28 protein-coding genes and 1 tRNA gene are annotated in these 21,214 nt (G+C 70.5%); 4 read left to right on the top strand and 25 right to left on the bottom strand.

What is annotated here, in order from left to right:
* Nucleotides 1–80: 80 nt before the first annotated feature.
* From AC6EH9_RS00660 to AC6EH9_RS00575, 18 genes are all read right to left on the bottom strand, one after another.
* Nucleotides 81–1,001, bottom strand: a complete 921-nt coding sequence (locus AC6EH9_RS00660) for a DNA-methyltransferase (protein WP_498419572.1) — start codon at nucleotides 999–1,001, stop codon at nucleotides 81–83.
* 59 nt (nucleotides 1,002–1,060) lie between these two features.
* On the bottom strand, nucleotides 1,061–1,339 hold the full coding sequence (locus AC6EH9_RS00655; protein WP_498419570.1) for a hypothetical protein: 279 nt from the start codon (nucleotides 1,337–1,339) through the stop codon (nucleotides 1,061–1,063).
* Nucleotides 1,318–1,464 carry a hypothetical protein gene (locus AC6EH9_RS00650; RefSeq protein ID WP_498419568.1) on the bottom strand — a complete coding sequence of 49 codons (147 nt, stop codon included), beginning with the start codon at nucleotides 1,462–1,464 and terminating at the stop codon, nucleotides 1,318–1,320. Before AC6EH9_RS00650 ends, AC6EH9_RS00655 begins: the two co-directional genes overlap by 22 nt.
* Nucleotides 1,461–1,835, bottom strand: coding sequence for a hypothetical protein (locus AC6EH9_RS00645; RefSeq protein ID WP_498419566.1), 375 nt, complete (start codon nucleotides 1,833–1,835; stop codon nucleotides 1,461–1,463). The genes AC6EH9_RS00650 and AC6EH9_RS00645 overlap by 4 nt, the downstream gene beginning before the upstream one ends.
* Nucleotides 1,832–2,362, bottom strand: coding sequence for a hypothetical protein (locus tag AC6EH9_RS00640; RefSeq protein WP_498419564.1), 531 nt, complete (start codon nucleotides 2,360–2,362; stop codon nucleotides 1,832–1,834). Before AC6EH9_RS00640 ends, AC6EH9_RS00645 begins: the two co-directional genes overlap by 4 nt.
* Nucleotide 2,363: 1 nt before the next feature.
* Nucleotides 2,364–3,224 carry a PD-(D/E)XK nuclease-like domain-containing protein gene (locus AC6EH9_RS00635; RefSeq protein WP_498419562.1) on the bottom strand — a complete coding sequence of 287 codons (861 nt, stop codon included), beginning with the start codon at nucleotides 3,222–3,224 and terminating at the stop codon, nucleotides 2,364–2,366.
* Between the two features lie 148 nt (nucleotides 3,225–3,372).
* Nucleotides 3,373–3,648, bottom strand: a complete 276-nt coding sequence (locus tag AC6EH9_RS00630; protein ID WP_498419561.1) for a hypothetical protein — start codon at nucleotides 3,646–3,648, stop codon at nucleotides 3,373–3,375.
* A complete protein-coding gene (locus AC6EH9_RS00625; RefSeq protein WP_498419560.1) occupies nucleotides 3,645–3,947 on the bottom strand; it encodes a hypothetical protein in 303 nt (100 codons plus the stop codon). The genes AC6EH9_RS00630 and AC6EH9_RS00625 overlap by 4 nt, the downstream gene beginning before the upstream one ends.
* Nucleotides 3,944–4,423: a hypothetical protein gene (locus tag AC6EH9_RS00620; protein ID WP_498419558.1), complete on the bottom strand. Its 480-nt coding sequence runs from the start codon at nucleotides 4,421–4,423 to the stop codon at nucleotides 3,944–3,946. Before AC6EH9_RS00620 ends, AC6EH9_RS00625 begins: the two co-directional genes overlap by 4 nt.
* 67 nt (nucleotides 4,424–4,490) lie before the next feature.
* Entirely contained in the window at nucleotides 4,491–4,751 is a 261-nt protein-coding gene (locus AC6EH9_RS00615) for a hypothetical protein (RefSeq protein WP_498419556.1), read from the bottom strand.
* Nucleotides 4,752–4,896: 145 nt separating this feature from the next.
* Complete coding sequence (locus tag AC6EH9_RS00610; protein ID WP_498419554.1) at nucleotides 4,897–5,106, bottom strand: hypothetical protein; 210 nt, start codon at nucleotides 5,104–5,106, stop codon at nucleotides 4,897–4,899.
* Nucleotides 5,103–5,414 carry a hypothetical protein gene (locus AC6EH9_RS00605; protein WP_498419552.1) on the bottom strand — a complete coding sequence of 104 codons (312 nt, stop codon included), beginning with the start codon at nucleotides 5,412–5,414 and terminating at the stop codon, nucleotides 5,103–5,105. Before AC6EH9_RS00605 ends, AC6EH9_RS00610 begins: the two co-directional genes overlap by 4 nt.
* 167 nt (nucleotides 5,415–5,581) lie before the next feature.
* Nucleotides 5,582–5,896, bottom strand: coding sequence for a hypothetical protein (locus AC6EH9_RS00600; protein WP_498419550.1), 315 nt, complete (start codon nucleotides 5,894–5,896; stop codon nucleotides 5,582–5,584).
* On the bottom strand, nucleotides 5,893–6,027 hold the full coding sequence (locus tag AC6EH9_RS00595) for a hypothetical protein (protein WP_498419548.1): 135 nt from the start codon (nucleotides 6,025–6,027) through the stop codon (nucleotides 5,893–5,895). The genes AC6EH9_RS00600 and AC6EH9_RS00595 overlap by 4 nt, the downstream gene beginning before the upstream one ends.
* On the bottom strand, nucleotides 6,024–6,374 hold the full coding sequence (locus tag AC6EH9_RS00590) for a hypothetical protein (RefSeq protein ID WP_498419546.1): 351 nt from the start codon (nucleotides 6,372–6,374) through the stop codon (nucleotides 6,024–6,026). The genes AC6EH9_RS00595 and AC6EH9_RS00590 overlap by 4 nt, the downstream gene beginning before the upstream one ends.
* On the bottom strand, nucleotides 6,371–6,721 hold the full coding sequence (locus AC6EH9_RS00585; RefSeq protein WP_498419545.1) for a GIY-YIG nuclease family protein: 351 nt from the start codon (nucleotides 6,719–6,721) through the stop codon (nucleotides 6,371–6,373). The genes AC6EH9_RS00590 and AC6EH9_RS00585 overlap by 4 nt, the downstream gene beginning before the upstream one ends.
* Complete coding sequence (locus AC6EH9_RS00580; RefSeq protein WP_498419543.1) at nucleotides 6,718–6,939, bottom strand: hypothetical protein; 222 nt, start codon at nucleotides 6,937–6,939, stop codon at nucleotides 6,718–6,720. The genes AC6EH9_RS00585 and AC6EH9_RS00580 overlap by 4 nt, the downstream gene beginning before the upstream one ends.
* Nucleotides 6,936–7,169 (bottom strand): helix-turn-helix domain-containing protein, encoded by a 234-nt coding sequence (locus AC6EH9_RS00575; RefSeq protein ID WP_498419541.1) that lies wholly within the window; start codon nucleotides 7,167–7,169, stop codon nucleotides 6,936–6,938. The genes AC6EH9_RS00580 and AC6EH9_RS00575 overlap by 4 nt, the downstream gene beginning before the upstream one ends.
* A gap of 179 nt (nucleotides 7,170–7,348) precedes the next feature.
* Between AC6EH9_RS00575 and AC6EH9_RS00570 the strand changes: the two genes are divergently transcribed.
* Nucleotides 7,349–7,663 carry a helix-turn-helix domain-containing protein gene (locus tag AC6EH9_RS00570; protein WP_498419539.1) on the top strand — a complete coding sequence of 105 codons (315 nt, stop codon included), beginning with the start codon at nucleotides 7,349–7,351 and terminating at the stop codon, nucleotides 7,661–7,663.
* Nucleotides 7,664–8,014: 351 nt separating this feature from the next.
* On the opposite strand, the gene AC6EH9_RS00565 is transcribed toward AC6EH9_RS00570, so the two are convergent.
* The 3 genes from AC6EH9_RS00565 to AC6EH9_RS00555 all read right to left on the bottom strand — a co-directional run bounded on the left by AC6EH9_RS00565 (nucleotide 8,015) and on the right by AC6EH9_RS00555 (nucleotide 10,256).
* Nucleotides 8,015–9,223 carry a tyrosine-type recombinase/integrase gene (locus AC6EH9_RS00565; protein ID WP_498419537.1) on the bottom strand — a complete coding sequence of 403 codons (1,209 nt, stop codon included), beginning with the start codon at nucleotides 9,221–9,223 and terminating at the stop codon, nucleotides 8,015–8,017.
* Nucleotides 9,224–9,314: 91 nt separating this feature from the next.
* Nucleotides 9,315–9,387 (bottom strand) — tRNA-Gly (locus AC6EH9_RS00560).
* A 35-nt stretch (nucleotides 9,388–9,422) separates the two neighbouring features.
* On the bottom strand, nucleotides 9,423–10,256 hold the full coding sequence (locus AC6EH9_RS00555; protein WP_498419535.1) for an SGNH/GDSL hydrolase family protein: 834 nt from the start codon (nucleotides 10,254–10,256) through the stop codon (nucleotides 9,423–9,425).
* Between the two features lie 109 nt (nucleotides 10,257–10,365).
* Here AC6EH9_RS00555 and dcd point away from each other — a divergent pair, with 109 nt between their 5' ends.
* Together dcd and AC6EH9_RS00545 are read left to right on the top strand one after the other, a co-directional pair.
* A complete protein-coding gene (gene dcd, locus AC6EH9_RS00550) occupies nucleotides 10,366–10,941 on the top strand; it encodes a dCTP deaminase (RefSeq protein ID WP_498419533.1) in 576 nt (191 codons plus the stop codon).
* Between the two features lie 99 nt (nucleotides 10,942–11,040).
* Complete coding sequence (locus AC6EH9_RS00545; RefSeq protein WP_498419531.1) at nucleotides 11,041–11,991, top strand: siderophore-interacting protein; 951 nt, start codon at nucleotides 11,041–11,043, stop codon at nucleotides 11,989–11,991.
* 3 nt (nucleotides 11,992–11,994) lie between these two features.
* Here AC6EH9_RS00545 and AC6EH9_RS00540 read toward each other — a convergent pair whose 3' ends face one another.
* The 4 genes from AC6EH9_RS00540 to AC6EH9_RS00525 all read right to left on the bottom strand — a co-directional run bounded on the left by AC6EH9_RS00540 (nucleotide 11,995) and on the right by AC6EH9_RS00525 (nucleotide 20,199).
* Complete coding sequence (locus AC6EH9_RS00540) at nucleotides 11,995–12,837, bottom strand: DUF4097 family beta strand repeat-containing protein (RefSeq protein ID WP_498419529.1); 843 nt, start codon at nucleotides 12,835–12,837, stop codon at nucleotides 11,995–11,997.
* 30 nt (nucleotides 12,838–12,867) lie between these two features.
* Nucleotides 12,868–13,416, bottom strand: a complete 549-nt coding sequence (locus AC6EH9_RS00535) for a toxin-antitoxin system HicB family antitoxin (RefSeq protein WP_498419527.1) — start codon at nucleotides 13,414–13,416, stop codon at nucleotides 12,868–12,870.
* Between the two features lie 333 nt (nucleotides 13,417–13,749).
* Nucleotides 13,750–17,397 (bottom strand): (Fe-S)-binding protein, encoded by a 3,648-nt coding sequence (locus AC6EH9_RS00530; RefSeq protein ID WP_498419525.1) that lies wholly within the window; start codon nucleotides 17,395–17,397, stop codon nucleotides 13,750–13,752.
* Nucleotides 17,398–17,529: 132 nt separating this feature from the next.
* Nucleotides 17,530–20,199, bottom strand: coding sequence for a hypothetical protein (locus AC6EH9_RS00525; RefSeq protein ID WP_498419523.1), 2,670 nt, complete (start codon nucleotides 20,197–20,199; stop codon nucleotides 17,530–17,532).
* A gap of 100 nt (nucleotides 20,200–20,299) precedes the next feature.
* Here AC6EH9_RS00525 and AC6EH9_RS00520 point away from each other — a divergent pair, with 100 nt between their 5' ends.
* A complete protein-coding gene (locus tag AC6EH9_RS00520) occupies nucleotides 20,300–21,160 on the top strand; it encodes a PhzF family phenazine biosynthesis protein (protein WP_498419522.1) in 861 nt (286 codons plus the stop codon).
* The last annotated feature ends 54 nt before the right edge of the window (nucleotides 21,161–21,214 follow it).

The raw sequence follows: 21,214 nt of genomic DNA, 5'->3' as shown, positions 1-21,214 counted from the left end.
TCGCGCTCATGGCTGCCTCTGATCCGCCGCGAGGCAGTAGATGGTGCAGACGATGAGGACGGCGGCGAGGGTGAGGATGGTCATGCGACCACCTGCTCGAGACAGTCAGAGCAGTAGAGATGCCCCTCGCAAACGTCGTCATTGCCGCACTCGCAGCAAGTCGAGACGATGGGCACTAGCGGCACTCCCGCCTCGGCCATGAGGCGCTCCTGTGCGACGCCGACATACTCGGCAGAGAAGTCGTTGCCCATCCAGCGTCGCCCCTCGCGGGCCGCTACTACCGGCGTAGTTCCGGACCCCATCATCGGGTCGTAGACAACCTCGCCAGGCGCCGAGAAGGCGAGGATCACGTCACGAGCGAGGGCGTCGGGGAACGTGGCCGGATGCTCGGCCTTGACCTTGTTGCCCTCAGAGTTGCTGGTCGCGTAGTGCCAGATCGTGCCCCGGCACTTGTCGGCCGCCACGGTCGCGGTCGTCTTAATGAGCGACCCGTCCGTCATGCGCTGCGTGCCGGTCCACTTCTTGCCGGCGTGCTTGCTAGGAACGCGGAGTCCAGCGTGATGCTGGACCGGGCGGGGGCGCTTCCCCTTGTAGAACATGAGGATGTGTTCGTGGTCCACGCGGAAGCGGGTTGACCACCAAGCCCCTGGTCGTCCGTCACGGCTATAGATCACCGACTCGAACAGCGACCAACCAGCGTCCTCCCACGCGACCGCCGTGCGGAACGTCGTCATGGACTTGCGCTGGTTCTTCGTGCCGTCTGCGATGACCATGACCGCGAAGCCGCCGTCCTTGACGACTCGTAGCAGCGCCTGACCGAGCGCGGGGAGGTCGATCGACCAGTTGCCCCGATAGTCCCGCACGCCGTCATAGGGCGGGCTGAACAGGACTAGATCCACTGAGTTGCTCGGCAGGGTGCCCACGTGCTCGAGGGCGTCGCCGATGCTCAGGTGCCCCACGCTGGGCGCGACCGAACAGCGGTCTTGCTTGTCACTTTCCATCACCTCCTTCCCGCCGCTGTCCGCGGCGGAGTCTAGGAGGGACAACTGACAGTCGCTCATCACGACCCACCCCCAGCGGCAGCCCGCACCTGCGAGATGGACAGCACCCCGTAGTCGTTGCCCTCTTCGCAGAGGGCGAGGGCGGCGGCGAGGCGTTCGGCGTCGGTGGGGCTGATGCCCTCGCAGTCGTCGCACGTGTAGCGCGTCTCGATGCGCCAGGTCGAGCGCTCGCCGCTGGTGTCGAAGACGTTCCAGTCGGACGCCGTTGCGGATTCACCCTCGCGCAGCACCCGCTTGCACTCGTGGCAGGCCGCGCTCACCGCTGGCTCCAGTGCCACGGCTGCACGATGCTGGACCGGCCGCCGTGCTCCCACGGCTCGAGGACGTCGGCGGCGTAGACGGGCTCGCGGTCGTCGGCGTCGTGGCGGGCGGCGGTTGCTTCGTCGGCTTCGTGGCGGGTCATGCCGCACCGCCCTGCGTCAGTCGCAGGTAAGCCTTGGCCAGCGCTTCGAGGTCGCGGGCATAGAGCGGTTCGACTCCCGGCAGGTTGGGGTGTCCCGTGACCCGCCCGTCGCCGAAGTCCTTGACGAACTCGAGGATTCGCTCGGCAGCAGCGGCCGGGTGGGGCATGTCGTGCGAGTCTTCGTTGATCCCAGGCGGCTGTTCCCAGTTGCAGCCGCACTCAGCACGGACGTCCGGGAGGGGTTGAATCCAGCCCGTCTCGGCCGCAGTGACGTCGCCCAGTGCTCGGCCGCAACCGTTGCAGTTGCGCTTGAGCTTGATCGTGGCGGTGTTGCCTTCGTGGCGGTTCGGGGTCCAGGGTCGCGTCGTCATGCCGCACCGCCCGTGGCTGGCTCGGTCAGCCGTGCGACCTCGGCCTGGATCTCGGCACGGCGGTCAGCGTCAGCGTCGTGCCACTCGGCGCGGAGGGCTGCGACCTTCTCGGCGTTCGGGTTGGGCGGGGGAGCGTCGGGGAGCGGATCGACCCGATAGAGGCCGGGCTTTCCCTGGCCTAGCAGGACCGCCGCCTTCTTGGGGCCGTCGATGTGAGAGGCGCGCGAGATGCGCGTGCCGCCCGGCGTCTCGTTGCCGAACTTCACCTTCTCGTCGGCGAAGAGTTCGACTCGCTTGCCGGGCCAGTTGTCGGTGTCGGTCCCCCAGCACTCGGACAGAGCGCGCCGCATGTTCTTGCCCGGCTTCCACGGGCGGTCGAACTCCGCGAGGTGGACCGTCACGGGCTGGTCGGCGCCGAGGTTGACGTCCACGCTGGTGATCGTGAAGATGCGCGGCCCGCTGCCTCGCAGGTCGATGTTGTCGAGTTGGTCAGATTTCGGGGCGAGGGTTTCAGTGATGTCGGGCATGTCAGAGGCTTTCTGCGAAGGGGTTGAGCCGGTCGGGGATCAGGTCCGCGTACCGGTAGAAGTAGTTGTTGGGGAGCGCGGTCGGCTCGGGCGTGAGGGTCGGGTAGCCCGGCCACTGACCGCTCTCGTTGCAGGCGGCGAAGATGCTGATGGCGCGGTCGTTGAGGGCCGCTGCCACCTCCATCGCGAGCTCGTCGCAGGTGTGGACCTGCACGAGGTAGGGGTAGGTCTTCTCCTGGCAGATGAACCGCATCGGCCGCTCGCCTGCCGGGTGCCCGATGGCTCGCAGCCCGCGGAGGTAGAAGTCGGCCTGCTGGTGGTAGCCGTAGGTGCTCATCGACTTCTCGAAGCCGCGAGCCGATGCGTCGTCGGTGGTCTTGTAGTCGTCACCCACGTCGCCGAGAAGGTCGAAGCGGCCGCGACACCAAGCGCCGCGCTCCTGCCAGAACACGGACACCTCGGGCTTGCCGGCGTCGAGGATCGCGGCAACCTCGGGGTCAGCCCTGAGTGCCGCTGCCATCCCGAGCACCTGCTGTCGCTCGCCCTCGTTGACGGCGATGACGCGCTCGGCCTCAATGTCGGCCGCTCGCTCGGCGCGCTCCTCCTTGCCCGCCTTGGTCCGGCCGTCGTGCTGCCAGACGATCAGCTCGGGGCCAGCGCCGAGGGCGTAGAGGTGCGCCGCCTTGCCAAGGTTCATGCTCGCGGTGGGCTTGCGTCCGTGGTGCCAGGCGAATGCCTTGGCCGGGACGTGCTCGGTCAGGCGCCTGGCGAACGACGACGACAGGGAGCCGCCCGGTACGGGGTCGCTGTGGTAGGTCTCGTCGCTCATGTCGAACACGAGTCCCGGCTCGGTAATCTTCACGCCGCACTCCCTTCGTCCAGCGCCTCACGCCGGCAGTCAGCGCACTCGCCCCAGCAGCGGTCACAGAGGGGCCTGGAGTGCAGGCAGGCGGGCGGGTGACAGGTCTCGCAGCGGGCCTCTCGGCAGCCGTCGCAGATGTAGATCGCGGTCATCGGGCGGCCTCCTGGTCCGCGCGGGCACGGAGTCCCCGGACGCTGATCCCGCTGTGGCCCGACAGGCGCAGAGAGGGATCATTGGCAGCCTCTCGTAGCGCCTCGGCCCGGGCCTGTGCGATGAGCGGCGCGAGGGCTTCGGCCAACGCTTCCGCCGTGGGGCCAGTGATGTAGCACTCGGCCCAGGCGATCCGCCTGCCGGAGGCATGGCCGTAGACCGGCACGCGGTGTTCGCCACCAAGAACAGCGGCCCATTCGCTCAACCCGCTCACGACGCCTCCCCGGTGATCCGCTGCACGGCGTCCCCACGGTCGAGCTCGTCGCGCATCAGCCAGATAGCGACCTCGGGCTCGGCATCGGAGTCGTCCCACGGTTCGGCGAGCGTGCGGTCGATCCGTTCGTCCATGTCCTCGAACACGACGCTCACGGCGACGTAGGCGAGGTACGCGAGGCAGCCGAGGATGAGCACGTGGGGCCAGAAGGCGCGCACCACCTCGCCGAAGTGGTCGAACGCGACCCACGCGGCGTAGGTGATGGTGACGCAGGTGAGGGCGGTGCCGGTGCGGGTCATGACAGGCCCTCGCTCAGCACGCGGACGGCGGTGATCTCGGCGTAGTCACAGGACGCAGAGCCGTCGCACCACGGGGCGAGGTTGTCGGGGCGCGTGTAGAGCACCCAGCGATTCCCGTCCGCGTCCTCAACCACGGCCCCGAGCCCGGTTGGCTCATCCGGCTTGGGCGGGGTCGGGTTGGCGAACTCGCGGAGGGCGGCGGCGACGGTCGCGGGATGGACGCCATTCGCGGCGCTTGCCACGTCGCCCGCGCGGTGCATCTGCTCGACCAGCGCCTTGCACAGGTTGTCGACCTGAGCGCTATCCTCGGGGTCGATCACGACGAGCGGGCGGGCATCGCGCACGTGAGCGTCAATCTCGTAGCCTCCGTGGTCGAGGAAGTGCCAGACCTCGGCGCGACGAACCGCGCGCAACCATCCGGCGTTGCCGGCGGTCGAGATCAGAGCGACGTCGCCGGGCTTCCAGTTGTGCGCCATCAGGCGCTCCTCTCGTCGTGCCCGCAAGGGGGCAGGGGCAGGTGGGGTGCGGGGAGTAGGCGGCGGGTCACTGGGTGGCCTCGCTCGCCTTGAAGGACCGGTAGGTGGCGCGGAGCCACGACCGGCCAGAGGGGTGCTCGGGGAGGCTGGTCCCGCAGTGGGCGCAGTGATCGCCGCCGCTCGCTTCCGGCACGTGCCCACGGCGGCGGCAGACGTTGGTCGCCGCGTCCTCGATTGCCTCGGCGAGCACCAGCGCAAGGGAGATCGGGTGCAGGTTGATCCGCACCTCGTCGCCGGCCTTGTTGGTCACGACGATCGCCGCACTCACGACGCGCTCCGCAACGTCGACACCCGCACCGGCCGCACAGGCACGCCCGGGTTGTCGTGGCGGTCCTGGTGGCGGTCGCAGAGGGGCTTGCCGTGGGTGGGGCAGCAGGTGGTGGTGGCGGGGGAGAGGCAGCGGTGGCAGGTGGTCATGCCGCCACCTGCTCAGCCACACGCGCCTTCGCGGCCAGCAGGTCAGCCCCGTCGCTCACGGACCCGAGCTGCCAGGAGCCATTGAGGACCACGCGCCCGGTTGGTCGGCAGGTGATGACGCCGCCGCTGGGGAGCAGGATCGCGAGGCCGTCCACGGCGCCGTCGAGCAGGGTGGCGAGGTGGTGGAGGAGTGCGGGGCCGGTCATCGGGTGGCTTCGCTGACGGGCTCGTAGGTGGCCTCAAAGATGTCGGGCTTGCACGGGTAGAACTCGCCCTGGACGCCGCGGATGATCCAGTCGCCGGGCTTGGCTTGCATGACGCCCTCGAGGGTGGCGATGAGCAGGAACCCGGTCGCGGGGTCGATAGACACGCCCGACCCGGGGAGCTCGTCGGCGTCAGGGTCGAATGACCCCTGGGTGTTCTGCTCGATCCACTGGTAGACGGCGTACATGTCGACGTTGCTTCCGGCGAGCTGCATGGCTTCGATCTCGACGGGCTTCTTGCGGAACTTCATGTCGTAGCCTTTCGGTGTTGGGAGCCAGCGACGCCGGGTCGAATCGGACGCTGGCTCTCGGCTTGTCTTGGCGGTGGTGCGGCTTCACGTGTGCGCCCAGCGGGGATTCCTCGGAAGGTGAGGGACTGGGCGGGTCTGGGGTTAGGGGTGGTGGGCGCCGCGGCCCATCACTGGGGCTCCGTCCACGTCAGGCCGGTGTTGCCGTCGTCGCCGTGCTCGCCGTGCTTCCCGACTCGGCCGCAGCGGATCCAGTAGGAGTCGACCTGCGCGGGGAGGAAGTGGTCCCAGGAGTGCGTCTCCGCATCGCACGGTTCGTTGTCGACAACCTCAGTGGCAGTGCTGAGGGCTTCGCGGACGTGGCGGGCGATGATCTGCTCGACGACGGGGGCGAGGGTGCTCAGGCCCCACTCGTTCATCTCGTCCTCGGCGGCATCCCACCAATCGCCCAGTCGCTCGCGGTCCTCTTGCGACAGCGCGCTCATGACGCGGCCCTCGTGGACTGGGCGGCGAGCGAGGCGCACGTGTCGTCCCAGCGGCTCCACTCGGCGCCGCACTGGCACTCGGGGCCGCCGGGGCGCTCGTGGCTGCCGGGGAGCATGGCGTGGCTGCTCATGCGGCACCGCTTTCCTGCTGGGCGGCGAGGCGCATCACGCGTGCGGGGCGTCCGGCGTTCCTGCCCTCACGGTCGTCGCTGATCTGCCAAGCACCCGTGTACTCAATGAGGCCGAGCTTGAGCGCGCGGTTCGTGAAGGCGCCGATGCGACGAGGTGCGACCTTGCCGCGAAGGAGGGGCCGCATCTCGTTGGGGTAGATGACGCCGCCCGGGCCGATCGCGATGGTCTCGAGGGCGGCGACGTAGATGTCCCACTCGCGGTCGGCGCTGACGTGGCCCTCGTCGCGGACCAGGGTGAGCAGGTCGGCGGTTTCGTCGTCGGTGCGGGACCACTCGGGGCGGATCATGCGGCACGCTCGCCGAACAGATGCGCATTGGCAGACAGGAAGCGCTCGTAGCACTCGTGGTCGCTAAGCGCCACGCGCAGGGACTGCTTGCGCGGGTTGTCCCTGATGTTGCGCAGCGGGCGCAGCTTCTCGATGCGGTTGCGCTCGGCGGCCAGTGCCTCTTCGAGCGACGGGAACTCCATCACGTCGAGGCGGTCGACCTGCTCGGTCCAGTTGTGCCAGTGGCTGCGGTGTGCCGACATGCGGCGCTTGACGTTGTTGGTGCAGCCCACGTAGAGGCAGCGGCGGTCCGCGTCGAAGGCGACGTAGACGTAGTGGGGCGCGTTCGGGTTCGCGACGCCGCTCATGACGCCCGCTTCTTGCGGCCGGTCGTCATGCCCACCTCGGCGGGCTTGACGGTGAGGCTGGCGCGCAGCTTCTCGACCTGCTCGGCCGTGAAGAAGATCTGGCGGCCCTGGCGCAAGTGCTCGGCTTTGTCGTGCTTGATCCGGTCGCGTACCCACCGGGTGCTCATGCCGAGAGCGAGGGAGACCTCACGTAGCGAGTAGTTGGGCTCGAGGGTCATGCGACCACCGCCAGGTCTGCGTCGACCTCGTAGGAGATGGCGTCGACGGGGACGCCGAGCGTCTTCGCGATGAGCTGGATCTTGTCCTGGGGGGCCGGTCGGCGGTTCGCCTCGATGTTGCAGAGGTGGGCCGGGCTCATGTCGATCTTCGTTGCGAACTCGGCGGCGGCAATGTTCTTCGCCGTTCGGATCGCCCTGATGGCTGCTCCAAGAGCAATGCGCTTTCTCATAGCGGCAACTGTATGAAAAGTGGAGGCAGAAGGCAAGCGCATGGAGTGAAAACTACTGAAAATGTGGGGTGACCTGCGGAAACGCATGTGAACTACTGGCAGGGTTTTCTGCAAGTGGAGGCATGTGGAAGGAAGTGGCGGCGTTGGCTTTTCTTGAGGAAGTTCGCGACAGTTCTGGCATGGACAAGGCAGAGCACGGCCGCCGACTCAAGCTGGCGATAGCCCAGAAGGGCTACGACAGGGAGACGGTTGCGGACCTTGCCGGCGCGACCCCGCGCACGGTGACGAACTGGACCAACGGCTCTACGGAGCCGAGCCCGAAGCAGAAGGCGCTACTGCGCAAGGCGCTCGGGGAGTACGACAACCCGGGCGATCCCGTGGAGGTTGCCGTGAAGGCGTCCAGGCTGACTGAGGACCGGCAGTACGCGGTCATCGGTGTCTACAAGAAGCACCTGCGAGAGCAGGACGAGGACGAAGGGAGGCGAGGAGCATGAACACTGTTCCGCCCCCAATAAGGTGGCCCGCGACCGGGAGCTGGCAGGCCGGTGGTCGCGGGCCATCATTGATCGTAGGGGTGGCGCGCTCCCTGTCGCAGCAGAGCGCGCCCCCAAAGTAAAGACTCCCGGAGCGTCGGCGCCAGGCCCTAGCGTCTGCGAACTAGGCCAAAAGCCGATCGAACACTGGGGGTACGTCGAATGACCAACGCATCTGTCATCTCCGTGAGCCGCATCATCGTCACGATCCTTTGGGGGACCGTGGCAGGGCTCATCATCGCCGCATGGGCGGCCCTACTGACTGGCCGCGTCGAGCTCGCGCCAGTCCTGGGCTACACGGCGTGCGCGCTGTCAGCCGTCGCTGCTGTCGCGCACGTCCGTGGCTACTTCACTCGCGTCCTGAACGTCATCAGGGCACTGAACGGGTCCGAGGCTGGCGGTGAGCGCGAGGTGCATCCCCTCCGGTAAGGCGCGCTCCAGGGCTGCAGACGCAGACCTGCCGACAGCGACTCCGAGGGCTGGCAGCAACTGCCCGTACACCTTGCGGGTGGTCAGGATCGATTCATGGCCTAGTTGATCCTGAACCGCCTCAAGCTGTATCCCATCGCTGATGAGCCACGACGCGTGCGAATGCCGCAGGTCGTGGATGCGAGGGGCCGGGTTGAGCTTGGCTCGGACACAAGCGGGCTGCCAGACGTTGGTGTAGAAGTTCGAGTGCGACACGTGCCCACCGCTGGGCGTAGTGAAGACGAAGGCGGAGGGTTCTTTCAGGAGCGGGCGCACGGCGGCGAGGGCCATCACGGCCGCGTTGACCGTGCGCCTGCTCTTGCCCGTCTTGGGCGGGCCGATCTCGTAGCCCTTCCCAGGCACCCGTTTCCACGCCTGCTCCACGCGCACAGTCCCGGCCGCGAGGTTGACATGGCGAGCCTGCAGCGCGGTCGCCTCCGACCAGCGCAGGCCGGTGCCGACGAGGAAGATGATGAGCGGCCGGTAGTGCGCCGGCATCGCGGCCAGCAGCATCCCGAACTCCTCGTGAGTGAGGAACCGCGCCTCGACCCCGCCGAGCTTTGCTTGGGGCAGCCGCACGCGCCGACACGGGTTGGAGGTGATGTGCCCGTCGTCGATCGCCAACTGCAGCACCGACGAGAGCATGTTCACCGTCGACTTGATCGTCTTCGGCGAGCGCCCCTTAGCCTCGAGCGAGTTGACCAGATCCGTCACGTGCCCGCGGGTGATGAGCGGCAGGGGCGTGGAGTCCAGGTGGGCGAGGTAGCGCCGATGCATGGAGCGGTAGTCGTCGCGGGTGCGCGGGCTGACTCCGGTGAGCTGCTTGACGTACTCCTCGAACCACGGGCCGAACGTGAGCGTCGTGGCCTTGTCGTCGCTGGCCTTGAGCCAGCCGAGTGCGGCCGTCACGCCGCCGCCGTCGAGCAGTCCGGCGAAGGTCACGGCGTCGGCCTTGCGCAAGAAAGTCTCCGAGGTCTGGCGCTCACCAAGTCGGTAGCGCACTCGGTAGCGCGCCTCGCCGTCCTTGGTTACGAACTCCTTGACCTGCCGCATGTGCTCAGCCTACGCGAACCCAATGGGTAAAGATGGGTACAAAGAAAGCCCCGCAGGCCCGGACTAGTGTCCTGACCTGCGGGGCTATGCGAGCGGACGACGAGACTCGAACTCGCGACATCGACCTTGGGAAGGTCGCGCTCTACCAACTGAGCTACGTCCGCACGACCGGATGACCGGCCGCGCACATGCTAACGGATCAAGCGGTGCCCTGGGGAACCCCGGGGTCGGCGTGGCGCTCGGCCATCGCCTCGAGCCGCTCGCCGAGGAAGTGCTCGGCGCGCGCCAGGTGCGGGTGGCGCGCGCTCACGGTGTCGCCCGAGGAGCGCCCGGTGATCCGCCGGTGGACCCACGGTGCGGCGAAGGTGCGCGCCCAGGTCAGGTCCTCGCGGACCTTCTCGCGACCGGTCGACTCCGGCACCTCGCTCAGCGGGAGCGGGACCAGGTCGTGCTCGACGCCGAGCGTGTCGAGGACGGCGATGGCCATCCGCTGGTGTCCGGCCGGGCCCATGTGCATCCGGTCGGCGTCCCAGTAGCGCCAGTCGCGGTACTCGCGCAGCCGCCAGTAGTCCAGCAGCGTCGCCCCGTGCCGGTCCGCGACCTCGCGCACGAGCTCGTTGTAGAGCGCGAACCGGCCGCGCACAGGGCGGTAGATCCCGGTGCCGCCGGGGTCGGTGGCGGTCCACACGACGAGTCGGGCGCCGGTCGCGGCGAGGCGGCCCAGCGCCGCGTCGTAGCGCTCGATCAGCGCGTCCAGATCGACCTTGGGTCGCAGGATGTCGTTGGCGCCGGCGTAGATCGTGATCAGGTCCGGGCTCAGCGCGATCGCGGGCTCGATCTGCTCGGCGATGATGCCGTCGAGCTTGCGCCCGCGGATCGCGAGGTTCGCATAGCCGAAGTCGGGCGTCTGTGAGGCCAGCACCTCGGCCACCCGGTCGGCCCACCCACGCAGGCCGTTGGGGCGCGTCGGGTCGGGGTCGCCGACCCCCTCGGTGAAGGAGTCGCCCAGGGCGACGTAGCGATGGAACGTCATGACACCAGTTTCCTTGGTGGACCCAACCGGTGCCGTCGGGGGTGGCGCTGCACGGCACTGGCGGGCGCAGCTGGCTGCCCCGGACGGCGTACGCCGGTAAGGTGCGCTCGTGCTGCTCTCCGACCGTGACATCCTCAGTGAGATCGACTCCGGGCGGGTCGCGCTCGACCCCTTCGCGCCCGAGATGGTGCAGCCCTCGTCGATCGACGTGCGGCTCGACCGGTTCTTCCGGGTCTTCGAGAACCACAAGTACCCCCACATCGACCCCGCCGAGGACCAGCCGGACCTCACCCGGGAGGTCGAGCCCGAGGGCGACGACCCGTTCATCCTGCACCCCGGCGAGTTCGTGCTCGGCTCGACCTACGAGCGGGTCGACCTGCCCGACGACATCGCCGCCCGCCTGGAGGGCAAGTCGTCGCTGGGGCGCCTGGGCCTGCTCACCCACTCGACGGCCGGGTTCATCGACCCCGGCTTCTCGGGTCACGTCACCCTCGAGCTCGCCAACGTCGCCAACCTGCCGATCAAGCTCTGGCCGGGCATGAAGATCGGGCAGCTGTGCTTCTTCCGGCTCACCTCCCCGGCTCAGCACCCCTACGGCTCGTCGGCGTACGGCTCGCGCTACCAGGGGCAGCGGGGACCGACGCCGTCGCGCTCGGCGCAGTCGTTCCACCGCACGCCCATCTGAGCGCTGCACGCCACCCGGCCCGCGTCCAGGGTGGGACGGCCATTGACGGGACCCTGGGTGCTGAGGTTAGGCTCGCCTTAGTCCCGTGAAAGGCGTCCCATGACCACCACCGCCGTGCACCGCCTGCCGATGATCCTCGACGAGGTCGAGGTGGTCGCGGTCGAGCGCCTTTCGCCCTCCTTCGTCCGCATCGAGCTGGGCGGCGCGGTCCTCGCCGACTTCGGCGTCGACGGGACGCCGCTCTACGACCAGCGGGTGAAGCTGGTCTTCCCCAACGCGCGCGGCGAGCTCGCCTCCTTCGAGGGCGCCGACGAGTCCTGGTGGAGCACCTGGCAGGCGATCCCGGCGGAGGACCGCGGCCACATGCGGACCTACACCGTGCGCGCCGTCCGCGGCTCCGGCGTGGACACCCGCCTGGTCATCGACTTCGTGCTGCACCTCGCCGAGGGGGCCACCGGGCCGGGCTCGCTGTGGGCCGCCGGCGCCCGGGTGGGCGATCGCCTGGTGCTGATGGCGCCGCGCCGTGGCCAGATGTTCGGCGGCATCGAGTTCGCCCCGGGCGACGCCTCCTCGCTGCTGCTCGTCGCCGACGAGACCGCGGTCCCGGCCGTGGCCAGCATCCTCGACGACCTGCCCGACGGCACCCTGGGCACGGCCTTCCTCGAGGTTCCGCTGACCGGCGACGTGGTCCCGGTCCGTTGCCCCGAGGGGATGAACGTCGTGTGGCTGCCGCGCGAGGGCGCCCCGCAGGGCGAGCGTCTGCACCAGGCCGTGCTGGACCACCTCGGCGTGCCCGTGGACGGTCCCGTCGAGATCCCCGCCGACGCCGACCCGGACCTGTGGGAGACGCCGACCTACTCGTCCTCGGGCGACGTGGTGGCTGCCGCGGACGTGCCGTGCTCGCGCTACGACGGGCTCTACGCCTGGATCGCCGGTGAGTCGGGCGTCGTCACCGGCCTGCGTCGCCACCTGGTCAAGGAGCTCGGGATGGACCGCTGCCAGGTGGCCTTCATGGGCTACTGGCGCCGCGGCGTCGCGATGCGCTCCTGACCCTCAGGCACGCGCCTGGGTGAGTACGACGTTGCCGCTGACCGTGCTGGCCCGCAGCTCCACGTGCTCGGAGTCGGGGTCGGGCTCACCGACGCCGGGCAGCTCCGAGCGGATCGATCCGCTGATCGTCGAGATGTCGGTCCAGACCGGTAGCCCGCCCGGGACCCCGACGCGGACGCTCCCGGACGCGCTCTTGACGGTGAGTCGCCCGCGCCGCAGCGTGGCCACGTCCAGGTCGCCGCTGCCGGTGCGCAGGGAGACGTCCGTGCCCGCGTCGTCGACGCGCAGGTCGCCCGAGCCGGTCTTCACCGCCGCGGGCCCGGTGCTGGTCTCGATCCTCACGTCGCCCGAGCCGGTCGAGACGGCCACCGGGGCCGCGGCGTAGCGGACCTGGACGCTCCCGGAGCCGCTCTTGACCCGCAGCTCCCCGTGCACCTCGTCGAGGCTGACGTCGCCCGAGCCGGTCTCCACCAGCGAGGTGGCACTCAGCACCTCGCAGCGGATCCGGCCGCTGCCCGAGCGCAGGTGTGCCGCGCCCAGCTCGCCGAGGGCGGTCAGGTCGGCGCTGCCGGTCCGGGTGATCAGCCGGCTGCCGGCGGGCACGGTGACGTGTACGTCAAAGGCGGCCTGGGTGCGCAGGAACCCCATCCGGGGATGCGGCGCCAGGACGTCGAGGCGGTCGTCCTCAAGGCTGACCAGGACGGTGTCGGCGTCTGGTCCGGTCACGGTGACGGTGCTGCGGGTGGCCGGCTCGGCCGGGTCCGCGGCGGTGACGTGCAGGGAGCCGGCGTCGAGCTCGACGTTGACGGTGACGGGGTCGTGGGTGGCGAATTCGTGCGTGCTCATGGGGGTCTCCCGGGGTGGGGTGGGGAGCGGTCAGAGCCAGCCGGTCATCCGGCGAGGCCCGCGACCGCCGGGCTTGAACGGGTCGCTGCCGAAGAACGGGATGCTGGACAGGTCGATCTCGACGTTGACGGCGCCCTCCTGGGTGGCGCTGCGCACGACGTTGACCAGCCAGGTGTTGAGCGAGTGGCCGGAGCGGGCGGCGAGCTCCTCGGCACGCGCCTTGACCGACTCGGGGATGCGCAGGGTGACCCGGGCGACCGCGTCGTCCTCGAGGCTCTCGGCGGCCGACCGCGACGCCGGCGGAGGTGGCGGGCTGGGCGCGGCGGGGCCCGGCGGGTCGTCGGACTGGACGACGAAGTCGAGCTCGCGCCCGGCCAGCCGGACGTCGACGCTGCCGGCCGCCATCTCGGTGGTGATCTCCGCGGCCGCCTGGCTGATCGCCTCCATCAGCGCGAGTCGGGCCGCCGGGTCGAGGGCCAGCGCCAGCCGCTCGGCGGCCGCCCGGGTCTCCTCGCTGCCGGTCCCGGCGGCCGCGACGAGGTCGCGGCGCAGGCTCTCGACGTACGGGGTGATGTCCATGCGCACCACGCTGACACCAAAGTGACACCACGTCAACCGTCACGGTGACATTGCTGGGATGCGTCCGGATTGCGGCGTTGAGCGTTGGGGCCGGAGGGGCAGAGCTGTCCTCTGGTGCGGAGGGGGTGTGCGCGGGCGTCAACTACTGATGCTGTCGGGCGAAGTTTCGGCCGACATGTTCAGGCTTCCCCGGTCGGCCGGGAATTCCACCACCCGGGTGAGCGCTCGCGCCGTACGCCGCGGACGGTTGAGCGCAGGCTCTCGTCGGCGGCGGCATGCAGAACGGGCCGCCCCTCCAGGAGGGACGGCCCGTTGCGTGCGGTGCGGTGGTACTCAGAGGTCGAAGAGCGAGCCCGTCTCGTGGATGTCCACGTCGGTCTTGGGCTGGTGCGCGGCGCCGTTGCTGGACGCAGCGGACTTCGGCTCCTCGGCCTGCTCGGACTCCTCGGCCTGCTCGGACTCCTCGGCGGCCGCGGGAGCGGGCTCCTCGGTGGCGGGAGCCTCCTCGGCGCTCGCCGTCTCCGCGGCGGCCTCCGTCGCGCCGGCTGCCTCGGCCTGGTCGGGCTCGGCCTGGTCGGTCTGGGCCGCGGACTCGGCCGCCTGGGTGGCGGCCTCGCTGATCGCGGCACCGTCCGGGGCCTGGGCCGGGGCGGCCTCGGCGGCCGGCTCGGGGGTCGGCTCCGGGGTCGGCTCCGGGGTCGGCTCGGGCTCGGCCTCGGCGGCCGGCTCGGGCTCGGAGGCAGGCTCCTGCTCCGGCGTCGCCGCCGGCTCGGCCACGGCCTCGGGCTGGGCCTTCGCCGCGGGGGCGGGGACCGGCTCGGGGGCGACCAGGTCGAAGAGCGAGCCGCCCTCGGGGATCTCCTGGGCCGGCGTTGAGGCCGCCGGTGCCGGCGCCGCTGCGGCCGGCTCGGGCTCGGGCTCAGCCTCGACAGGGGCCTCGACCTCCGTGGAGCTCGGGGCCGGGGCGGGCTCCGAAGCCGGGGTGGGCTCCGGGGCCGCCGCGGGCTCCGGGGCCGGGGTGGGCTCCGGAGCAGCCAGGTCGAACAGCGATCCGGTCGGGATCTCCTGCGCCGGCTGGGCAGCCGCCTGAGCGGCGGGCTTCGCCGCCGGCGCCGCCTCTGCCTCCGGCTCCGGGGCGGCCTCGGTCGCCTCGGTCGCCTCGGCCGGAGCGGGGTCGGCCTTCGTGGCGGGCGCCTCGGGCTCGGCCTTCGCCGGCTCCTCGGCGGGAGCCGCCAGGTCGAACAGCGACCCGCCGGAGCCCAGGTCGGCGGCCGGCTCCGCCTTCGCGGCCGGCTCCGCCTTCGCCTCGGGCTCCGCCTTGGTCTCGGGCTCGGCCTGGGGTGCCGGCTCGGCCTTGGGTGCGGGCTCGGCCTTCGCCTCGGGCTCCGCCGGGCCCAGGTCGAACAGGGATCCGCCGGAGGCCGGCTCCGCCTGCTCCTTCGCCGCCGGCTCCTCGGCCGCCTCGGCGGGCTTCTCCGCGACCTGCTCCTCGGGGGCGGGCGTGTCGAAGAGCGACCCGCCGGACTTCTCGACCGAGCTGACCGGCTTCTTCTCCGCGGCGTCACCGGTCGGCTCCGCCTCGGAGGCCGGGGTGTCGAACAGCGACGACCCACCGGAGGCCTTGGCGGCCGGACCGGTGTCCTCGGTGGCGGTGACGGTGTCGGCGCTCTGCGTGACGTCGCCGGACTCCGGCTCGGCCTTCGTGGCCTGGTCGTCGGCCGCCTGCTTGGCCGCCGGGGCGGCCTTCGCCGGGGCGGCCTTCGCCGTACCGGGCTTGGCACGGGTGGCGACCTCGCCCTTCACCGACGCGAGCAGCATCTGCGCGACGTCGAGGACCTCGACCTCCTCGCGGGCCTCGCCCTTGGCCTGCTGGGCGGTCAGGCCGTCGGAGAGCATCACCCGGCAGAAGGGGCAGCCGACGGCGATCTGGTCGGCGCCCGTGCCGACCGCCTCGACGGTGCGGTTCACGTTGATCCGCTCGCCGATGTTCTCCTCCATCCACATCCGGGCGCCGCCGGCGCCGCAGCAGAAGGACCGCTCGGAGTTGCGCTCCATCTCGACGTACTCGGCGCCGGGGAGCACCTGCAGCAGCTCGCGCGGCGGCGTGTAGACGCCGTTGTGCCGGCCGATGTAGCAGGGGTCGTGGTAGGTGATCGAGCGCTTGGCGGCGCCCTCGCCGGTCTTGACCGGGGTCAGCTTGCCCTCGCGCACCAGGCGGTTGAGCAGCTGGGTGTGGTGGACGACCTCGAGCTCGATGCCGAAGTCCTTGTACTCGTTCTTGAGCGTGTTGAAGCAGTGGGCGCAGGTCGAGACGACCTTCTTGACCTTGTACTCCTTGAACGTCTCCACGTTCTGCTGGGCCAGGCCCTGGAAGACGAACTCGTTGCCGGCGCGGCGCGCCGGGTCGCCGGTGCAGGTCTCGCCGTTGCCGAGCACGCCGAAGGAGACGCCGGCCATGTCGAGCAGCTCGGCCACCGCGCGGGTGGTCTTCTTCGCGCGGTCCTCGTAGGCGCCGGCGCAGCCGACCCAGAACAGCCAGTCGACCGACTCGAGGTCCTCGATGTCGTCACCGACGACCTTGACGTCGAAGGGCAGGTCCTTGGCCCAGTCCAGGCGGGCGTTGGGCGACATGTTCCACGGGTTGCCCTTGTTCTCCAGGCCCTTGAAGAGCCCGTTGAGCTCGGCCGGGAAGTTCGACTCCACCAGGATCTGGTGGCGCCGCATGTCCATGATGTGGTCGACGTGCTCGATGTCGACGGGGCACTGCTGGACGCAGGCGCCGCACGAGGTGCACGACCAGAGCACGTCGTTGTCGATGACCGCGCCGCCCTCGGGCATCCACGCCCAGCCCTCGGTCTCGCCGACCAGGGGGCGCTCGACCTCCTTGGTCAGGGTGTCGCTGCCCTCCAGCAGCGCGGCGCGCTCGCCCTCGGCGGCCTGGGAGTACGGCGCCTTGGCGTAGGCGTGGTCACGCAGCGCGGTGATCAGCAGCTTGGGCGACAGCGGCTTGTCGGTGTTCCAGGCGGGGCACTGCGACTGGCAGCGGCCGCACTCGGTGCAGGTGGCGAAGTCGAGGATGCCCTTCCAGGAGAAGTCCTCGATCCGGCCCACGCCGAGCGCGGAGTCCTCGTCGAGCTCCTCGATGTCGTCGAGGGTGACGACCTTGCCCTCGGAGGTGAGCGGCTTCATCGCGCCCAGCGCCGTACCGCCGGTGGCCTCGCGCTTGAACCAGATGTTGAAGAAGACGGTGAACCGGTGCCAGGCGACGCCCATGTTGGTGTTCAGCGAGATCGTGATCATCCAGGCGAAGGAGATGACGATCTTCAGCATCGCGACCAGGTAGACGAGGTTCTCCAGGGTGCTGGTGGACAGACCCGAGAACAGCTCGCCCAGCCAGAACGTGAAGGGGAAGTGGAACGCCGAGGCGTGCTCGGGGTGCGCGCTGTTGCTGATCATCGCGTACTCGAGGCCGCGCAGGATCACGATGCACAGGCCGACGCCGAGGATGACCGACTCGACGAAGTAGCCCCACCACATGGTCGAGCCGTAGAACCGCCCGCTCTTGCCCCGGACGCGGTCCTTGGGTCGGGTGGCGCGGTAGATGATGAAGCCGATGATCGCGAACAGCATCATCACCGAGAAGAACTCGGTGAGCCACTCGAAGAGGAAGAAGTCCCCGATCAGCGGCAGCACGAAGTGCGCGTCGAAGAGCTGTCCGAACGCCGTGAGCAGGGTGAAGAAGAGCAGGCCGAACCCGACGAAGATGAACCAGTGGGCGATGCCCACCACCTTCCACTGCAGCATCCGGGTGTGACCCAGGGTCTCCTTGACCAGGGTCACCGTGCGAGCGAGCGGGTTGTCGGTGCGACTCGTCGGCTGACCGACCTTGAGCACTCCGATGATCTCGCGGACCGCCCTCACCAGGAGGGCGATTCCCACGGCGGCGATGGCCAGCGAGACCACGATGGCGAAGATCTGCATGTGCTACGGCTCCTCGGCTGTGCGTACGCTCGCACCACCGGTGGCGCGAGCGGCCTGAGCCTATGCGTCCAGTGGCGGCACGTCAGTGCCTGAGCTGTGTGAAGCAGATCCTACCGACAGGTAACTTGTCGGCTACCGTCGCGTGACCGCTTTCACCCTGCCCGCGGACGTGAACTGGACGCGCACCTTGGCGCCGGCGGCCTTGGCGCCCGCCGAGGACCGGCGCACGCAGTAGGTGAACGTGGTGCCCAGCCGCAGGTACGGCTGCCCCACCGCGGCGATCACCCGCTCGGTCGACATCCCCTTGCGCACGGCCCGGGTGAACGCCTGCCGGGTGCGACGCAGCCCGGGGTTGCGGCAGGAGTCCGGGCGCGCGCCCTCGGCGCGCTCCCAGGTCTGCAGGTACGCCTCGGCGCCGCGGGCCATGTCCTCGGTGATCGCCGCGCCGTCCTTGCTGCCGCCGATCCGGCGCAGGTCCTCGATCCAGTCGGGGTAGAGCCCGTAGTGCGCCACGCCGTCGGTGTTGATGTCGAAGACCCGGCTGCCGGAGCGCTGCTTGTCGATGCGGGTCCCGCCCAGGCCGCGGAAGGGGTAGGTCACCGGGTTCTTCGCCGCCTTGCCGCGCGGGTCGCCCTGCGCGCCGAGGCCGTTGATGTCCGCGCCGAAGCCGAAGCCGAAGTAGAAGCGCTTGTCGGCCCAGCCGAGGTGGCGCTTCCACTTGTCGTAGAAGCCCTGCGAGTCACCGGCGTACGGCGCGACGAAGCCGCCGAGCTTGTAGATCCGCGGGTAGGCGTCCGGGGTCGACCAGGAGTGGCTCGACAGCACCCCGGGGTACTTGCGCTTCTCCAGCTGGGTGAGCAGCGCCTTGCGCGCCTTGACGCTCATGTGGTCGGGGTCGATCAGCATCCCCTTGTCGGCCATCCGGTCGATCAGGTGGCTGCCGAGGTCGGTCAGGCCGCGCTGGTTGCAGTGCGACGCCGTCCCGTAGACCGGCAGCGCCGGGAGGTTGAGCACGCCGGAGACGTCGACGATCGCGCCGAAGAGCGCGTCCTGCTGGCCCGCGCTGATGTCGGGCAGCGCCAGCTGCGGCTTGTCGGCGGTCTCCCCGTCGGCCGGCTCGCAGTGCTTCATGTTCCAGAACGTGCCGGTCTCCAGGAAGTTGGCCAGGTTCACCGCCAGCCCGGTCGCGCCGGCGTCGCCGGCCACCCCGGACAGCGCGTTGTCGAACTTGTTGACCAGCTCCATCTGCCGCACCCCCAGGCGCCACATCTCGTCGAGCTGGCGGTCGATCGCGGCCACGTTGCACTGCGGCACGTCGCCCACCACCGGGGTCGCCTTGAACGTGCAGCCGAACGGCACGCTGGTCTCGATGCCCATCACCACGGCGAGCTTGCCCTGGTTGGCCACCCGGCGCGCCTGCCGCGGGCTGGTCACGATGCGGTACCAGCCCTTGCCGGGCCCGCCGTACTGCGCGTCGACGTAGCGCTCGAGCTCGCGCATCCGCTTGGCCTGCAGGCGCACCGAGTCCATGTCGTCGCAGGAGTTCTTCTTCAGCGGGTAGATCTTGCACAGCTGGCCGTTCTCGGTCAGCAGGTTCACGAAGACCCGCAGTCCGCCGCGCCAGGAGCGCTCCAGCCACTTGTGGTAGGTGCCCTCGTGGGTCAGCGAGTCCGGCGCGGGCCAGTCCTTGAACGTCGGCCAGCCGGTGGTGTCGTGGGCCGGCTTGCCCGACAGGATCGTCTCGGTGAGGGTGCCGTAGCCGCCGGTGAGCTTGTGGTCGGGGCAGTCCACCAGCGCGTACGCCGCGCCGTAGCGGTCCCACGGCTTGCCGCAGTGCAGCTTGCCGCCGAGGAACTCGTAGGCCATGCCGTGGGTGTGGGCGTCGACGTAGCCGCGCACCTCCTGGAACGTCGAGGTGCCGGCGTGCGGCGCGCCGGTCACGTTCACCTGGGCCTCCGGGTACGCCGCGCAGCCCGAGGCCCGGGCCAGCCGGAAGGAGGTCGGCGCGCCCACCCCGAGGGTGCCGTCGGCGCGCCGGGTCAGCGCCCCGCGGTCACCGGTCAGCGTGAACGCGCCCCCGCGCTTGCGCACCGTCCACTCGCCGGCGGGCGAGGGCTTGGCGGGCAGCCGGACGCTGTCGTCGTCGCGGGCCAGGAGCCCGGTGGCGCGCGAGACGAAGTCGCGCTTCGTGCCGTAGAGCAGGTAGATGCCGAGGTCGACGGCCTGGAAGGTGAACCGCTCGGCGCGGGCCGGGCCGGAGGCGGTGGCCGCCAGCGTCTCGCCGGACCGGGCGACGTAGCGCCCGTCCGGGGCGCGCAGGGTGTAGCAGCCGCCGGCCATCGCGTAGCGGCTCTCGGGCACCGCGCGGCGCGGTGCGCGCACCGCGGCGGTGGTGAGGGTGGGCTCGGGGGTACGGCGCCCGGCGGCGACCGAGTCGGCGTTGCGCCGCGCCTGGACCGCGGAGGTCGGGTCGGCGCTCTCGCGGGTCGCCTCACCCGCGCGGGAGACGGAGTTCTTGGTCGCCGGGTCGTTGTGGTCGTGCCCGTGCCCGTCATCGAGGGAGCCCTCCTCCCCGGCCGGGTGGTCGTGGGGACGGGACTCCCGGTCCACCGCCGCGGAGGTCTCCTCGGACAGGTCCGCATCCGGGTCGAGGCTCACGGCGGCCTCGTAGCGGTCCACCAGCGAGCCGGCCCGCTCCTCCTCCTGCGGCGAGGGCAGCGTCATCGCGGTGGCGATCACCGCCACCGCCGTCACGGTCGACCAGACCAGACGCAGCCGAAGGCGGGGGCGGGGCTGGGTCATCCGGCGACCTCTTTCATCAGGGGTGTCACGGGCGCTCTGGAGACCACAACGACGCAACGGCCGATAGGCGACGCACCGATCGGTCGCTAGCGTGGTTGCGGTGAATCCGGTGACGACGTACGAGTTCTCCCAGGTCGATGTGTTCGCCCCGCGGGCGCTGAGCGGCAACCCGGTGGCGGTGGTGCACGCCGCGCTCGGGGTCAGCGACGAGCAGATGGCGGCGTTCGCGCGCTGGACCAACCTGTCCGAGACGACGTTCCTGCAGCCGCCCACCGAGCAGCGGGCCGAGGACGGCGCCGACTACCGGCTGCGGATCTTCACGCCCGGCGGCGAGCTGCCGTTCGCTGGGCACCCCACGCTGGGTAGCGCGCACGCCTGGCTGGAGCGCGGCGGCACGCCGGCGGCCACCGGTCGCGTCGTGCAGGAGTGCGGCATCGGCCTGGTCGAGCTGCGCCGCGACGGTGCGACGCTGGCCTTCGAGGCGCCCGAGCTGCTGCGCTCCGGCCCGCCGGAGCCGGCCACGCTCGCGCAGGCGGTCGCCGCCCTGGGCATCGACGCGTCCAAGGTGCGCGCCGCGAGCTGGGTCGACAACGGCCCCGGCTGGCTCGGGCTGGTGCTGGAGTCGGCCGCGGACGTGCTCGCGCTGCGCCCCGACCCGGTCGCGATGGGCGACCTGCGCCTCGGCGTCATCGGCGCGCACCCGGCCGGTGGCCCGGCCGACCACGAGGTGCGCGCGTTCGTGCCCGGCATCGGGGTCCCCGAGGACCCGGTCACCGGCTCGCTGAACGCCGGCTTCGCGGTGTGGCTGATCCGCGCCGGCATGCTGCCACCCGACTACGTCGTACGACAGGGCACGGCGCTGGGCCGCGACGGCCGGGTGCTCGTCAGCAGCGACCCCGGCGGCCGGATCTGGGTGGGGGGCGAGAGCCGCACGCTGGTCACCGGCACGCTGAGGTTGTGAGCGGCGCGGGTTGCCTGGGGGGTGTGGCGATCACGAGTTAACTCGTGAAACCCG

The organism is Nocardioides sp. Z21_20, assembly GCF_059766585.1.
Note: the sequence above shows the minus strand (reverse complement) of the source record. Positions and strands in the feature narration are given on the sequence as shown.